At 43.1% G+C, this 14,249-nt stretch carries 15 protein-coding genes and 1 tRNA gene; 6 read left to right on the forward strand and 10 right to left on the reverse strand.

Annotated elements, in window-relative coordinates:
- The first annotated feature begins 45 nt into the window (after nt 1-45).
- The 4 genes from glpX (at nt 46) to ACN0W5_RS05535 (ending at nt 3,906) form a co-directional block, all read left to right on the forward strand.
- Complete coding sequence (gene glpX / locus ACN0W5_RS05520; RefSeq protein ID WP_299373520.1) at nt 46-1,014, forward strand: class II fructose-bisphosphatase; 969 nt, start codon at nt 46-48, stop codon at nt 1,012-1,014.
- A 133-nt stretch (nt 1,015-1,147) separates the two neighbouring features.
- The gene (gene recJ, locus ACN0W5_RS05525; RefSeq protein ID WP_417453200.1) at nt 1,148-2,938 is read left to right on the forward strand and encodes a single-stranded-DNA-specific exonuclease RecJ; all 1,791 of its coding nucleotides are present in this window, start codon (nt 1,148-1,150) and stop codon (nt 2,936-2,938) included.
- Nucleotides 2,939-2,947: 9 nt separating this feature from the next.
- Nucleotides 2,948-3,739 carry a DUF1194 domain-containing protein gene (locus ACN0W5_RS05530; RefSeq protein ID WP_417453201.1) on the forward strand — a complete coding sequence of 264 codons (792 nt, stop codon included), beginning with the start codon at nt 2,948-2,950 and terminating at the stop codon, nt 3,737-3,739.
- Nucleotides 3,740-3,830: 91 nt separating this feature from the next.
- Nucleotides 3,831-3,906, forward strand: a tRNA-Glu gene (locus ACN0W5_RS05535).
- 79 nt (nt 3,907-3,985) lie between these two features.
- Here the strand turns inward: ACN0W5_RS05535 and ACN0W5_RS05540 are convergent.
- Together ACN0W5_RS05540 and ACN0W5_RS05545 are read right to left on the reverse strand one after the other, a co-directional pair.
- Entirely contained in the window at nt 3,986-4,594 is a 609-nt protein-coding gene (locus ACN0W5_RS05540; RefSeq protein WP_417453202.1) for a YceI family protein, read from the reverse strand.
- A 21-nt stretch (nt 4,595-4,615) separates the two neighbouring features.
- Nucleotides 4,616-5,131: a YceI family protein gene (locus ACN0W5_RS05545; protein ID WP_417453203.1), complete on the reverse strand. Its 516-nt coding sequence runs from the start codon at nt 5,129-5,131 to the stop codon at nt 4,616-4,618.
- 252 nt (nt 5,132-5,383) lie between these two features.
- Here ACN0W5_RS05545 and ACN0W5_RS05550 point away from each other — a divergent pair, with 252 nt between their 5' ends.
- Nucleotides 5,384-5,998, forward strand: a complete 615-nt coding sequence (locus tag ACN0W5_RS05550; protein WP_417453204.1) for a YceI family protein — start codon at nt 5,384-5,386, stop codon at nt 5,996-5,998.
- A gap of 173 nt (nt 5,999-6,171) precedes the next feature.
- Here the strand turns inward: ACN0W5_RS05550 and ACN0W5_RS05555 are convergent, their stop codons facing one another.
- The 4 genes from ACN0W5_RS05555 to ACN0W5_RS05570 all read right to left on the reverse strand — a co-directional run bounded on the left by ACN0W5_RS05555 (nt 6,172) and on the right by ACN0W5_RS05570 (nt 9,535).
- A complete protein-coding gene (locus ACN0W5_RS05555; protein ID WP_417453205.1) occupies nt 6,172-6,900 on the reverse strand; it encodes a substrate-binding periplasmic protein in 729 nt (242 codons plus the stop codon).
- A gap of 181 nt (nt 6,901-7,081) precedes the next feature.
- The gene (locus ACN0W5_RS05560) at nt 7,082-7,366 is read right to left on the reverse strand and encodes a hypothetical protein (RefSeq protein WP_417453206.1); all 285 of its coding nucleotides are present in this window, start codon (nt 7,364-7,366) and stop codon (nt 7,082-7,084) included.
- 103 nt (nt 7,367-7,469) lie between these two features.
- On the reverse strand, nt 7,470-8,333 hold the full coding sequence (fghA, locus tag ACN0W5_RS05565; protein WP_417453207.1) for an S-formylglutathione hydrolase: 864 nt from the start codon (nt 8,331-8,333) through the stop codon (nt 7,470-7,472).
- A 92-nt stretch (nt 8,334-8,425) separates the two neighbouring features.
- Complete coding sequence (locus tag ACN0W5_RS05570) at nt 8,426-9,535, reverse strand: S-(hydroxymethyl)glutathione dehydrogenase/class III alcohol dehydrogenase (RefSeq protein ID WP_299379886.1); 1,110 nt, start codon at nt 9,533-9,535, stop codon at nt 8,426-8,428.
- Nucleotides 9,536-9,772: 237 nt separating this feature from the next.
- Between ACN0W5_RS05570 and ACN0W5_RS05575 the strand changes: the two genes are divergently transcribed.
- A complete protein-coding gene (locus ACN0W5_RS05575; protein WP_417453208.1) occupies nt 9,773-10,576 on the forward strand; it encodes an alpha/beta hydrolase in 804 nt (267 codons plus the stop codon).
- 39 nt (nt 10,577-10,615) lie between these two features.
- On the opposite strand, the gene ACN0W5_RS05580 is transcribed toward ACN0W5_RS05575, so the two are convergent.
- The 4 genes from ACN0W5_RS05580 to ACN0W5_RS05595 form a co-directional block, all read right to left on the reverse strand.
- Complete coding sequence (locus ACN0W5_RS05580) at nt 10,616-11,065, reverse strand: CoxG family protein (protein WP_417453209.1); 450 nt, start codon at nt 11,063-11,065, stop codon at nt 10,616-10,618.
- Between the two features lie 76 nt (nt 11,066-11,141).
- Nucleotides 11,142-12,503, reverse strand: coding sequence for a TRAP transporter large permease (locus ACN0W5_RS05585; RefSeq protein WP_417453210.1), 1,362 nt, complete (start codon nt 12,501-12,503; stop codon nt 11,142-11,144).
- Complete coding sequence (locus ACN0W5_RS05590) at nt 12,503-13,045, reverse strand: TRAP transporter small permease (protein ID WP_299379873.1); 543 nt, start codon at nt 13,043-13,045, stop codon at nt 12,503-12,505. Before ACN0W5_RS05590 ends, ACN0W5_RS05585 begins: the two co-directional genes overlap by 1 nt.
- 92 nt (nt 13,046-13,137) lie before the next feature.
- Complete coding sequence (locus ACN0W5_RS05595) at nt 13,138-14,118, reverse strand: TRAP transporter substrate-binding protein (RefSeq protein ID WP_417453211.1); 981 nt, start codon at nt 14,116-14,118, stop codon at nt 13,138-13,140.
- Nucleotides 14,119-14,249: the final 131 nt, after the last annotated feature.

Here is a 14,249-nt window from a genome sequence, read left to right on the forward strand (position 1 = left end):
ATAACCGTTCACTATTGAACGGTACCAAAGTCAGAGGACAAAGATATGGAACGCAACCTGGCCCTAGAGACCGTAAGAGTCACAGAAGCTGCCGCACTGGCTTCTTCCCGCCTTATGGGGCGTGGAGACGAGAAAGCAGCTGATCAAGCCGCTGTAAATGCTATGCGAGACGCTTTAAACGGCTTAGCGATTGACGGAACCGTTGTTATCGGCGAAGGCGAACGTGATGAAGCGCCAATGCTTTATATCGGTGAAAAAGTCGGAAAGGGCGGTCCAGGCATTGATATTGCGTTGGATCCCTTGGAAGGTACAACACTGACAGCCAAAGGTGGCCCCAACGCGATGTGCGTTATTGCTATGGCTGAATCAGGAAACTTCTTGAACGCACCAGATACCTATATGGATAAGATTGCCGTTGGTGCCGGACTTCCAGAAGGCGTCGTTGATCTTGATGAGACTGTTGTAAACAACCTGTCCAATCTGGCAAAGGCAAAGAAAACGGACATTAGTGATCTGGTTGTCTGCATTATGGATCGCCCACGTCACGAAGAAAAAATCGCACAGGTTCGCGAATGCGGTGCCCGTATTGTTCTTATTGGTGACGGCGATGTCGCCGGTGCCTTGGCAACCAGTCGTTTTGATAGTGGCGTTGACCTGTTCATGGGGGCAGGCGGCGCACCAGAAGGCGTTCTAGCTGCTGCGGCTCTTCGTTGTACTGGCGGTCAGTTCCAAGGCCGTTTACTCTTTAGAAATGATGATGAAGTTGCCCGTGCACGTCGTTGGGGCATTGAAGATCTCGACCGTAAATACGAGATCAACGAACTTGCCAAAGGTGATGTTATGTTTGTTGCAACAGGCGTAACAGACGGTAGCTTGCTTCGCGGCGTACGTCGTTATCAAGGCGGTGCAACGACACAGTCTATCGTGATGCGTTCCAAAACGGGAACATCTCGCGTGGTTGATGCTACTCACAACTTCTACCGTAAAACATGGTATGACAATCTGGGTGTTTAAAACCTTTATCAGATAAGCAGAAATAAAAGAGGCGCCGCACTGGGCGCCTCTTGTTTTTTATGGGAAGCTCGGTAGGCTGAGTACGTAGGCAGTCTTTATTTCCTTAAACATTTTAATTGGTCGGTTCATTATTATGCAGGGCAAAGAACGTGATACTTTTCTGGGTATCGAAAGCTCTATCACAGGCAAGCGTTGGGAAGAGCGTTTAAAAGACCACCGTTCGGCTCTTGCTCTCAGTCAACGTCTAGGTTTACCCGAAATTATAGGCCGATTACTGTCCGCCCGTGGCGTCACTCTGGATACAGCCGAAGCCTTTTTGAAACCAACCCTTAAAGACTGGTTACCGGACCCATCTGTTTTAAAGGGAATGGACGACACAACAGCACGACTTCTCAAGGCTCTGGAACAAAAAGAAAAGATCGCTGTTTTTGGAGATTATGATGTAGATGGAGCAACTTCCTCTGCTCTTCTAATACGTTACTTTAATGCAATAGGCGTTGAAATTGCCGTACATATTCCAGATAGAGTAAGTGAAGGTTACGGCCCCAATCTTCCAGCATTGTTAAATTTGCAGAAGCAAGGATGCTCTCTCGTCATTACAGTGGACTGTGGTACATCGGCTTTTGAAGCTCTTGAAGGTGCAGAGCAAGCAGGTCTCGATGTCCTAATCATTGACCATCACGAGGCTGAAGCGTTGTTACCACCCGCGGTTGCCGTTGTGAACCCCAACCGACAGGATGAAACTCGCGAATACGGATCTCTTGCTGCGGTGGGTGTGGTTTTTCTGGTTCTTGTTGCTCTAAACCGACGCCTGAGAGAAACAGGGTGGCTCAGCGAACACAGTATAAGAGAGCCCAATCTTATGTCGCTTCTGGACCTCGTTGCTTTGGGAACAGTCTGTGATGTTGTTCCGCTATCAGGACTAAACAGAGCCTACGTCAGCCAAGGCGTCAAGGTTCTGGCCAAACGACACAACCCCGGTATTGTTGCACTATCAGATGTGGCCAAACTTTCTGAGAAACCTGACAGCGGACATCTAGGCTACACCCTAGGTCCTCGTGTCAATGCAGGTGGACGTGTTGGACAATCTTGGCTCGGCGCGAAATTACTTTCGACAGAAAATGCTGACGAAGCACTTAAAATAGCATCACGGCTGGAAGAATATAATTCAGAACGTAAAACAATTGAAACAGACGTCCTCGACCAAGCACTGGGTGCCGTTGGGAATGAAACGGAACTAAAAGGCATTGCCATTGCGTCCGGTGAAGGGTGGCACCCCGGTGTTATAGGTATTGTCGCTAGCCGACTTAAAGATCGTTATAATATGCCGTCCCTTGTCATCGCCTTTGATGAAAAGGGGATTGGCAAAGGATCAGGCCGTTCTGTCCCCGGCGTCGACCTTGGCGCTGCCGTCATTGCTGCACGTCAGGCAGGCTTGCTTGAAAATGGCGGGGGACATGCCATGGCAGCAGGTCTGACCGTTCACAAAGAAAACTATACAGAACTTTGTGCCTTCTTATCAGAACGCCTCTCTAAAGCGTTGTCTGAAGTTTCTTTTACACCTAGCATCGGTATAGATGGAGCACTTCAACCTGGCGGAGCCAGCACGGATCTTATCGATTTACTGGATTCATGCAGCCCCTTTGGCGTTGGCAACCCTCAGCCTAGGTTTGTGTTACCTTCCGTCCGTGTTTTACGCCCTGGTCTCGTTGGTGAAAGTCACGTCAGATGTATTCTAAGCGGTTCTGACGGGCGGACCATCAAGGGGATAGCCTTTCGATCCCTTGATAATGAATTGGGACAACTGCTTTTGAATACAGGGGGTATGCCCATCCATGTTTGCGGTAAACTAAAACGTGATACCTGGTCAGGACCAGATGGTGTACAATTAATTATAGAAGACGCCGCACCAATAAACGGGTAAGATAACTGAATGAAGCAATCGTTTCTTTCTAACAAACGCTATTCTTTTAATTGTTTTCATTCCTTAGGCAGAATAATTTCTGCCTTTTTTTTAACTGTTTTCCTTATATCAGCTCCTTTCCCAGAAAAGAAAGCCTTTGGGCAAGAAGCCGTTCAAGTTGATTTGGAACTCGTTCTGGCAGTTGATGCCTCTACAAGTGTTTCCGCCCAGGAATTTGATCTTCAGATGCGGGGAATTGCGCAGGCCTTTCGCGATCCCTCTGTCGTGCAAGCCATTGCCGTTGCCGGGGATCGTGGCGTAGCTGTTGCTGTTATCCAATGGGCAAATAACCTTCTGCAAAAAGTTGCTGTCGACTGGTTCTTGATCCGCGACGAACAAAGTGCCGCCGAATTTGCAGATATCGTTGACGAAACACCCAGATATATTTTTGGGGGAGGGACTTCTATTGGTGGGGCCATTACCTATTCGACCCGTCAAATGGAAATCAATCCCTTCATTGGTGCCCGCAAGGTTATCGATATTTCTGGTGACGGCCGATCCAATCAAGGGGCGCCACCTGAACTTGTTCGTAATCAATCCACCACACAGGGTATTGTGATTAACGGTTTGACCATCAACAATGAAGATCCCTTTATTGATCGGTATTACGAAAAATTTGTTATTGGGGGCACAGGAGCCTTTGTTCAAACGGCAACTACCTATGAAGATTTTGGCGCAGCGATGAAAGAAAAGCTGATCAAAGAAATCGGTGGCGTGCCCGTCGCGCAAAAAGCCAATGAAATCAAGCTAGCAAAACAATAATAGACAGCTAATTTAAAAAAAAATCACAGAATCGAAAATACCTACTTGCCAAGGGTCTCTGAAATCGGTAAATCCTTGCTCACCGAAAGATGACCCCTTCGTCTAGAGGCCTAGGACACCGCCCTTTCACGGCGGCAACACGGGTTCGAATCCCGTAGGGGTCGCCATTCGGTTCAAAGCCGCTTTATAGCGGCTTTTTTGATTCCTGAACAATTTAGCAAAACCTTTGTAGATATTAGATGCCCCCTAAGATGGATACGCTTGTATCTCTATATTTAGTGTAATTTTATCAGATATAAACGGCAGCCCCTTGGTAATACCAAAATCAGACCTGCTAATCTCTGTGTTCACACGATAGCGTTGCTGTTGTACTGATACCCCTTTAGAAGCCACTATCTTTGCCACCCATCTTATTTCTTTTGTAATTCCATGAAGAGTGAGGGGGCCAGTGATTATAATGTCATCCTGCGTGGTCCATTCAAAGCTGTTGCTTCGAAAGCTTATGGTGGGAAACCTCGCAACATTAAGGAAATCATCACTTTTCATTTTTGCTTCAATGTAAGTGCTATCGTTATGAACAGATTCCGATAGCACTGTAATATTGATAAAACTCAGATTTTGACTATCCCTACTTATGATTGCTTTACCATTAATCGTTCCAAAGTCACCCGTGATCCTTTTCAGACCTAAAACCTTCAAACCAAACCCAATTTTTGTATTAAAACTATCAAATACGTAAGAATTTTCAGTGGCCTTTGTTTGTTCTGGAATGACGGCTATCAACAAAAAAATCAATAAGCAAAACAGAGGTTTTTGTTTGAATAGCCTCAACTCCGTAACAGTAGTTACATACATAAAAACCTTTCCAAGGAGCCCTTACTGTTCCCCTATACCTTCTATCGAAAATATTATTCTGACTTCTTCACCAACAACATTTGTCGCTAACCACTGACCAGAACCAATATTGAAATCAAGCCGGGATACAGTAACAACACCAGACGCTAACAATTTATTCGAAACTATTTGTGCCTTGAAAGGCAGGATAATACCTTTTGTTACACCATGCAGGCTCAATGTTCCAACTGCTTGATAACCATCACTCGACTTGATTATTTCTGAAGTCTCGAAAAGAGCTTGAGGATATGAAATACCATCCAAAAAAGCAGCGGACTTAATAACCCTATCCCTATCAATTGATTGCGTTGAAAGAGATGCAATCTCAACCACAACACGGATATGACTTGTAGCAAGTTCGTCAGGATGAAAGTTGATAGAAGCCTGGTACTCTTCAAAGAGTCCTTCAACACCAAGACCAGATTGAACGGCGACAAAGGCTAGTTGGCTAGCCTTGCGGTCCAGTTGCCACGATGGAGCAGAAAAAACATCTGCCACATATGAAGAGGTACTTACAAACACAAAGAAAAACAGGCAAAACTGTTTAACAAAAGGATTTCTTGAAAATCGAAAACACAACATGATAATCCAATAATATAACTTTAAGTAAAAACACACAATGATATCCTACCTAAGAAATAAGAAGACAGTTTATCAAAAAAAAGCGTCATCAAGCCTTTGTGACGAGTAGTTATCTTCTTGGTGATATAGATTTATGAAGCTGTATTATACCTCTTTCAGGGAAACTTTATGCAAATCAAACATCTTCTAATATTACCTATAGTATTTTTCTTAATCTCTTGCGGCAGCCTTATTCCATCTAATCACCAGCAAACCCAAGTTTCAGAATGGAGAGAAGGGGCCTATCAATTAGATCCAGATCACGCCAGTTTGATTTTCTCTCTCAACCACTTAGGGTTTTCTGATTATTATGGAAGGTTTAATACTCTTGAAGCTTCTTTGGATTTTAATCCGCGCGAACCTGAAGCAACAAAGCTTTTTGCTAGAGTAGATATAAAAAGTCTGGATGTTAACAACGAAAGCTTTGAAACCGAGTTGAGAGGAAGTAATTGGTTTGATAGCAAAAACTATCCTTTCGCTTACCTCGAAAGCACAGAAATTACCCCAGTGAGTGATTCAGAAGCTGAAATGAGGGGAAACTTAACCCTGAAAGGCGTAACAGCACCAATTTCAATGACCATAAAATTTAATGGTGGTGCTATAAACTTTCTTACAGGCAAATATACTTTAGGTTTTTTCGCTACAGGTACAATTAAACGATCAAATTATGATATCTCTGATCTTGTCCCCGCGATAGGTGATGAAGTGACACTTCAGATTTCCGCGGAATTTTTACAAAAATAATCAATTAAAACAGATCGAAGAAAACCATTAAACATCCCGTATTTTGGGCGAAAACGATGCTAGAAGTAGAGGGGATAATATATTTGAGAAGCCATCCATAATTAAAAGAATCAGATGTGTCTTATAGATAAATGACATTAAATAATGTCGAAAAAGATTCAACAAAAAGTAAATTATAAGCCGTATTTAGCTGAAGATATTCCTTCAATATAACTTGCCCGTATTTTTGCAATGGTTCCATCTATTTGCATATTTTCCAAGGTTTTCGTCAATTTTAGGACCAAGGGTTTGTTTTTCTTATGCAGGTAATGAAACAACGGATAGGTTTGTATGACATGATAGTAGACGGGCCTTTCCATTTCCGTCTCAAAGTCTTGAGCGAGTTTTATGCTGGTAAGGCGAGCCAGAATAATGACATCACATCTATTCAAGCCCAAATTATAAAAAAGATGTTCATTTGAATTACTGACGTCAACCTTCATGTTTTTGGTGCCCGCTTCGGCAAACTTCACCCCATTTCGAATACAAACGCGGTATGGCGCTAAACTTTCCCATTCTTGCAACGATATTTCAGAATTTGTTGTTATAGCAACGCCTTCCATAATCCCAATGGGTACAGGAACCATAATGAGGTTCTTGTATTTCAAATGAATGTCTTTTATTCGATATAATTCCCCATCAACCCTACCTGAGTTAGCAACAGCTAAAGATCTCGCGGCAGGTAAGTCGGTAAACTTTACGTCTAAACCTAATCGCCTGTATGCTTCTTTCATTACCTGTTTACTAATCGTCGCATAGGAAGAGTTTTCTATACCGGTAAAGGCGAGAGGTTCTTGCGCCAGTATAGAAGTTGGCCAAAGTAAAAAGAGTAAGGGTACTAACTTATAAAGCTCTTTTTTCATTCCGATTGCTCACCCTCATTAATCAGATAAGTCCATAATAGTAACATACTTTACAGACATCAGAAAACTGTGACCCTTTATGCTTGGGCGAGTATTTTTTATTAATTAAAACTTTTAGGCACAAAAAACACTGTGCCTATAAAATAAACACAGTGTTTTTTTGTATATTTCTTAGCGCGCCTTAAGACAGCGAAAGATTTGAAATCAAATCACCCAATACTTGCGCTTTAGCCAATACATTAGAATGGGTATCGATTGCGCAATACCAATCAGAAACCTTTCCGAATGCACATATTAGATTAGTATTATCAGGGGTTAGCACAGCGACAACCTGTTCGCCATCTTGTGTTGCCAATGGTAAAACTTCACCAATGTGGCCACTTGCTATATTGTCTTTATAAAAAGACTGAATTAATTCAACATCTTGTGGTGACAAGCTATCACCATTTACGAGTACCTTGGACATACTTTGCCTCTTTCATCTAATACTACCTGTATTACGAACAAGATAATGGCACGAAATTTATGACCAAAATCTTTACAAGAGGCAAAGTTTGTTAATTTTTTTCTTATGACAGCCCAGCAACATGATGCTTCAAATGATCTTCGATAAAGGACGCCATAAAGAAATAACTATGGTCATAACCGTCTTGCATTCTCAATGTCAGTTTTTGACCTGATTTTTCACAAGATTCCTGTAAAAGTTCAGGCTTTAGCTGTTCCACTAAAAACGTATCCGCGCTTCCCTGATCAACAAGAAGAGTGGCATTCGATGATGATTCTTTTACCAGCTCTGTTGCGTCATATATGGACCATTTGGACTTATCTGCCCCCAAATACCCACCAAACGCTTTTTCCCCCCATGGGCAGCTCATCGGTGCACATATTGGTGCAAACGCAGAACAGGTTTTAAAAAGATCTGGATTTTTCAGATGAATTGTCAATGCACCATGCCCCCCCATGGAATGCCCGGTGATTCCCTGCCTATTCATATCTGCAGCAGCAAAATTATTCGAAATAACTTCTTGTAATTCCTGCGTTATATAGCTGTACATATTATAAGAACCGGACCAAGGATCTTCCGTTGCATCCAGATAAAACCCCGCACCAGAACCAAAGTCATAGCTGTCATCTTCACCTGGTATATTTTGATTACGTGGGGATGTATCAGGTGCAACAAAAATCAGACCCAACTCACTTGCCATTCGTTGTGCACCCGCTTTAACTGTTACATTATCTTCCGTACAGGTTAATCCCGAAAGATAAGTAACGACAGGAACTTTCTTTCCATTTAATGCTGCGGGCGGCAGGTAGATGGCAAAACGCATTGCCCCGTTACACACTTTTGAAGCGTGAGCGTAAACGCGCTGAAAGCCACCAAACATCTTGTTTTCGCTAATAAGTTCAAGATCGGTAATGTTGAGTTCTGTCATGGGAAAGAAACCTGATAACAATAGAAGAATACTTTAAGACAAAAGAGAAGAGGGACCCTTCATAAAGAAAGGTCCCTCAAGTGTGCATGTAATTAATACAGCACAACAGATCTAATTGATTCACCACTATGCATTAAATCAAATGCAGAGTTAATATCGTCCAACGGCATTGTATGGGTGATCAAATCATCGATATTGATTTTGCCGTCCATGTACCAGTCAACAATCTGTGGCACATCTGTGCGCCCACGAGCACCACCAAAGGCAGTTCCTTTCCAGACACGTCCTGTCACCAATTGGAACGGGCGGGTCGAGATTTCCTGTCCCGCACCGGCGACACCAACAATCACAGAAACACCCCAACCTTTGTGGCAACATTCGAGCGCTTGACGCATGGTGTTCACGTTACCGATACACTCAAAAGAATAGTCCGCGCCGCCGTTTGTCAGATCAACAAGCGCCTCGACAACATCACCGTCAATATCTTTTGGATTAACAAAATCTGTCATCCCAAATTTTTCGCCGAGTGCCTTGCGGTCATCGTTCAGATCAACACCGATAATCTTATTGGCACCAACCATCCGGGCCCCTTGGATAACGTTCAAGCCAATGCCACCAAGGCCAAAAACAACAACATTTGATCCTGGCTCAACCTTGGCCGTGTTGATAACCGCACCAACACCCGTAGTAACGCCACAACCGATATAGCAAACCTTGTCAAAAGGCGCATCTTCACGAATTTTTGCTAATGCAATTTCCGGAAGAACACTGTAATTCGCAAAGGTTGAACAGCCCATGTAATGGTGCAACATTTTTCCATCCATGGAGAAACGACTTGTTCCATCCGGCATAAGGCCCTGACCCTGTGTAGAACGTATCGCCTGACAAAGGTTGGTTTTTGGATTTAAACAATAATCACACTCGCGGCATTCCGGCGTATAAAGAGGGATAACATGATCGCCCTTTTTCAAGGAAGTTACGCCCGGGCCAACATCAACAACAACCCCGGCACCTTCGTGCCCCAGAATTGTAGGAAAAAGACCTTCAGGATCTGCCCCGGAGAGAGTGAAATAATCTGTATGACAAACACCCGTTGCTTTCATTTCAACAAGAACTTCCCCATGGCGAGGTCCTTCCAGTTGAACAGTTTCAATTGTCATAGGCTTGCCAGCACCCCAGGCGACCGCAGCACGAACATCCATAATCTTTCACTCCCTGATAACTTCGGTAAATTTATCTCTGTTTATTCATTAACACGACTGCCATGGATGGCAATAAGGAATTAATCAATATAAGGTATGACGACATAAACACGTTTTTTCATGTCATTTCCCGACAACATTTGTCGTTCAGATACTATATATAAATCGATCCATATGAAGTACAGATCTATAGGTATTTTATAACAAGGTATTGGTATGCGTTTCAGGAGCCAGTTAATGAACTTTCTAATTTTTGCAGCAACATTCTATACACTGGTACTGGTCGGAATGTATCTGTTGCAAACAAAGCTGGTTTACCCTGGTTCAGAAATACGCGCCAAGCCAGAACTATACGGCGGAGTAGGGGTTCAGGAAATTACCCTAACAACATCTGATGGGATAGAGCTGACCCATTGGTACCAGCCAGCCAGAAAGCCGGGCTATCCTGTAATTGTTGCCTTCCACGGTAACGCAGGACATACAGGTGACCGCCTGCAAAAACTGTCTTACTTAACGAAACTTGGATACGGCTTGTTTCAAGTCGAATACCGTGGATACGCTGGTCATGACGGAACACCTTCAGAACAAGCTTTTAAAAACGACGGCTTGGATGCAATGGAGTGGTTAAAAAGCCAAGGTTATACCGATGAACAATTGATAATGTACGGAGAATCTTTGGGCACTGGAATGGCGGTCTGGCTTGCTTCACGACATGCCGTCAAAGCAGTTGTACTCGAAGCGCCTTATAGCTCTATTGCTGATGTCGCCCAATCAAAATACTGGTTTTTACCTGCAAGGTTTCTATTGAAGGACAAATGGAAATCCCATGAAGCAATAAAAGACGTCAAAGCCCCTGTCTTTATTTTTCATGGCGAAAAAGACGGCGTTATTCCTGTTCAATTTTCTCGTAAATTATTAAATGCAGTCCAAGGTGAAAAGCAGGCAACTTTTTTTGAAAAGGGATTTCATATGGACCTTTATGACCATGGTGCTGAAAAAGACGTGACGGCTTTCCTAGAGAAATATGTAAGTCCTCAGTAAATAAAAATAGACGCACAGTTATACTTATGATCGGATACTCTAAGCTTCTTTGCTAATCACCTCATCAAATCGCGCAAAAAAATCATCTGCGAGTTTTTGTGCGGTTTTTGTTACCAGTTTAGAAGCCATCTCTGCGATTGTTCCCTGCATATCGCCGCTGGCATGAAATTCCAGTAGCGTTTTATTATTTTCTATAGGGTGTAGGGTTACATTTGCCCGCCCTTTGGCCATTCCAGCCAATTTTCCTTTACCTTCAGCGGACATCACATAAGAATTTGGCGCGTTAATATCTGACAAGGAAATCAAACTTTCTAATCGAGGCCTTATAAAACCTAATTTAAAAGAAAAAATCGCTGTAAATTCTGTATCCGAATGACGGATAGCTTCGTCACAACGGGGAATAGCCTGTCTTAAAATCTGCGGATCATTCATCCCGGCCCACACCCTGTCTCTTGGTGCGTTAATTATGTAGCGGCCATTCATTTCCATTAACTATTCATCCCAGAAAATATAATTAAGAAGATTCCATAAGAAAGGGGAGCAATTATGCTCCCCTTTCTAAATGCTATTTCTGTGCGCCGTATACAAGATCCGGCAAGAAAGTAGAGATGATAGGTACATAGGTAATCAATATCAGGAAGACCAGTAAAATCATCAGCCAAGGCAAGGCTGCTTTTACAACCTTTAGAATTGGCATTCCCGTTATACCAGCCGTCACAAAGAGGTTCAGGCCAACAGGGGGGGTAATCATACCGATTTCCATATTAACAACCATGATGATCCCCAGGTGAATAGGATCAATACCAAGCTGCATAGCGATAGGGAACAGAATGGGTGCCATAATCAACAGAATAGCTGATGGTTCCATAAAATTCCCGGCAATGAGCAAGAGAATATTCACAACAATTAGGAACATCCAAGGCTCAAGGCCTGCTTCAAGAATAGCATTGGTGATCGTTTGCGGAATACGCTCGGTCGTTAGCACATGGGCAAACAACATTGCATTCGCCACAATGAACAGCAACATGATTGTTACTTTGGAAGCTTCCAAAATGGTTTTGCGAACATCTGCATCAAACACGCTCTTTGGAATAGCAACCAAATAGTCGCTCACACCAAGATCCGAAGCCTCACGCCCTTTAAGCGGCCCCATATCACGGTAGACAAAAACAGCGATCACAAAGGCGTAGACAGAGGCAACAGCTGCAGCTTCCGTTGGGGTGAAGACACCACCATAAATACCGCCCATGATAATCACAATGAGCATCAGTCCCCAAATTGCATCACCAAAGGCAGCGAAGACTTCTGCACTCGTGGCTCTGGGGAGACGAGGGAGCTTCTTGACACGTGCGGCAACATAAATACCAATCATCAGCATCAAGCCCGCAATCAGCCCCGGAATAACGCCTGCCATAAACATACGACCAACAGACACATCCGTAGCAGCAGCATAAACAACCATCACAATTGATGGCGGGATAAGGATACCAAGCGTACCGGCATTACAGATTACACCAGCTGCAAACTCTTTTGAGTAGCCAGCCTTTTGCATACCCGCAATAACGATAGAACCAATAGCAACAACAGTAGCCGGCGATGAACCTGAAACAGCAGCAAACAGCATACAGGCCAAAACCGATGCCATTGCCATACCACCTTGCAAGTGCCCCACACAATCCATTGCAAAGCGGATTAATCGACGAGCAACTCCGCCCGTTGAAAGAAATGCGGATGAGAGGATAAAGAAAGGGATAGCCAACAGCGTATAGTGTTCCATTGTCTCAAAAAACTTGAGGGATATGGAACCAAGAGAATCATTCGAAAAGAAAATGATCGTTGTCAGACTTGCCAAACCAAGGGAAAACGCAATCGGCGTCCCCAACAACAACAAAAGGAACAATAGAGTAAAGAGAACAAGAATGGCCATTATTTCTGTTCCTCACTCATATCGTCTTCTTTAAACTGCTCAATAGCATCCTTACTTTCATCTCCAAGAATTGAAAAGTCGCCTTTGGCAGTAAGAATACTCAAAAAAGCCTGAAGTAACCGAAAAATTACAAGTCCCATACCGATGACAAGAATAGATAAAAATAGCCATTTTTGTATGGGCATATCATGGGTCTCAATGCCAATTTTTTTTAATTTACCGACATAGATCCAACCACCGTAAAACATGATGCCTGCATAAATGACCGAAGCTGTAACAGCTAACAAACCAAAAATCCGTTGAACCGGTGTTTTGAACAGCTTTACAAAGGCGTCGACACCAATATGTATATGTGTTTTCACACCATAAGAGATACCGAAAATAACAAGCCATGCGAATAGATAGGTCGTTAGCTCCAACGCCCACAAAGCCCCGCTGTTAAAAACATACCGAGCTACGACTTGCGAAAAGGTGACCAGGACCATCGCTGCCATTAGTAGGGAGATGAAGCTTTCCTCAATTTGCGTAATAAATTTGCTCATGGGACTTTGCTTCCAGATAATAAAAGGGGCTTAACTGCTGCCAGTAAGCCCCTATATTTGAGAAATCAAACGATTTTCAGATCAAACTTGGATTAGTTTGAAGCCAGGGCTGCATCGATCATATCCTGACCAATATCACCAGAGAACTCTTCCCAAACTGGTGCAAGTTTTTTACGCCATTCAGCTTTTTGTTCTGCAGTTAGAGAGCGAACAACACCACCAGCATCAATAACTTTTTGCTTGTTAGCCTGGTTAATTTCAGCAGAGATTGCATTACGCTCTTGAGAAACTTCTGCAAGAATACGTTCTAGATCAGCACGAATATCGTCTGGAAGACCATCCCAAAACTCAGATGATGTCACGATTAAGTAATCAAGGATACCGTGGTTACTTTCGGTAATTCCATCTTGAACTTCGTAGAATTTTTTGGTGTAGATGTTGGACCAAGTGTTTTCCTGACCATCAACGACACCTTGCTGCAAAGCACCATATACTTCACTAAACGCCATTTTTTGCGGGTTTGCGCCAAGTGTTTCAAAGTTAGCAACCAAAACATCAGATGTTTGAACACGGAATTTCAAGCCATCAGCATCTTCAGGCTTGATAAGAGGCTTGTTGGCTGAAATTTGCTTCATACCATTATGCCAATACCCAAGGGCACGAAGACCACGGTCTTCCATTGCGCCAAGTAATTCGTGACCTTTTTCACTGTTTTGAAAACGATCAACAGCCTCAATATTGTCAAATAGGAAAGGCAAGTCAAAAATGCGATATTTTTTAGTGTATTTTTCAAATTTTGAAAGTGACGGCGCTGCCATTTGAAGATCACCGAGCAACAATGCTTCCAACGCCTTATCATCATTATAGAGGGTAGAGTTAGGATATACCTGAACTTCAACCTTACCTGCTAATTCTTCATTAACGCGTTTTGCGAAAAGAGCAGCAGCTTCCCCTTTTGGATGGCCAGTTTCTTTTGTCACATGACTGAGTTTAATAATGATAGGTTCTGCCTGTGCAGCAAAAGCTGAAAGTGCAACACCTGCAGCTGCCATAAGAAGAGTAAGTTTACGCATGAGTATCCTCCCATAGGATAATTATTTTTTTTATAAACTGAAACTACAAAGAACTTTGTAGATAACGATCACTCATTACCAGTCAGTATAACAGCAAAGCTTATGCCAAGTTAACATTTCTGTAACCATTT

It is taken from the genome of Kiloniella sp., from assembly GCF_048270245.1.
GTDB lineage: Bacteria > Pseudomonadota > Alphaproteobacteria > Kiloniellales > Kiloniellaceae > Kiloniella.

What these genes read in the sequence shown, in the direction of transcription:
- glpX (WP_299373520.1), top strand. Translation starts at nt 46, where the DNA reads ATGGAACGCAACCTGGCCCTAGAGACCGTAAGAGTCACAGAAGCTGCC.
- recJ (WP_417453200.1), top strand. Translation starts at nt 1,148, where the DNA reads ATGCAGGGCAAAGAACGTGATACTTTTCTGGGTATCGAAAGCTCTATC.
- ACN0W5_RS05530 (WP_417453201.1), top strand. Translation starts at nt 2,948, where the DNA reads ATGAAGCAATCGTTTCTTTCTAACAAACGCTATTCTTTTAATTGTTTT.
- ACN0W5_RS05540 (WP_417453202.1), bottom strand. Translation starts at nt 4,594, where the DNA reads ATGTATGTAACTACTGTTACGGAGTTGAGGCTATTCAAACAAAAACCT.
- ACN0W5_RS05550 (WP_417453204.1), top strand. Translation starts at nt 5,384, where the DNA reads ATGCAAATCAAACATCTTCTAATATTACCTATAGTATTTTTCTTAATC.
- ACN0W5_RS05555 (WP_417453205.1), bottom strand. Translation starts at nt 6,900, where the DNA reads ATGAAAAAAGAGCTTTATAAGTTAGTACCCTTACTCTTTTTACTTTGG.
- ACN0W5_RS05560 (WP_417453206.1), bottom strand. Translation starts at nt 7,366, where the DNA reads ATGTCCAAGGTACTCGTAAATGGTGATAGCTTGTCACCACAAGATGTT.
- fghA (WP_417453207.1), bottom strand. Translation starts at nt 8,333, where the DNA reads ATGACAGAACTCAACATTACCGATCTTGAACTTATTAGCGAAAACAAG.
- ACN0W5_RS05570 (WP_299379886.1), bottom strand. Translation starts at nt 9,535, where the DNA reads ATGGATGTTCGTGCTGCGGTCGCCTGGGGTGCTGGCAAGCCTATGACA.
- ACN0W5_RS05575 (WP_417453208.1), top strand. Translation starts at nt 9,773, where the DNA reads ATGAACTTTCTAATTTTTGCAGCAACATTCTATACACTGGTACTGGTC.
- ACN0W5_RS05580 (WP_417453209.1), bottom strand. Translation starts at nt 11,065, where the DNA reads ATGGAAATGAATGGCCGCTACATAATTAACGCACCAAGAGACAGGGTG.
- ACN0W5_RS05585 (WP_417453210.1), bottom strand. Translation starts at nt 12,503, where the DNA reads ATGGCCATTCTTGTTCTCTTTACTCTATTGTTCCTTTTGTTGTTGTTG.
- ACN0W5_RS05590 (WP_299379873.1), bottom strand. Translation starts at nt 13,045, where the DNA reads ATGAGCAAATTTATTACGCAAATTGAGGAAAGCTTCATCTCCCTACTA.
- ACN0W5_RS05595 (WP_417453211.1), bottom strand. Translation starts at nt 14,118, where the DNA reads ATGCGTAAACTTACTCTTCTTATGGCAGCTGCAGGTGTTGCACTTTCA.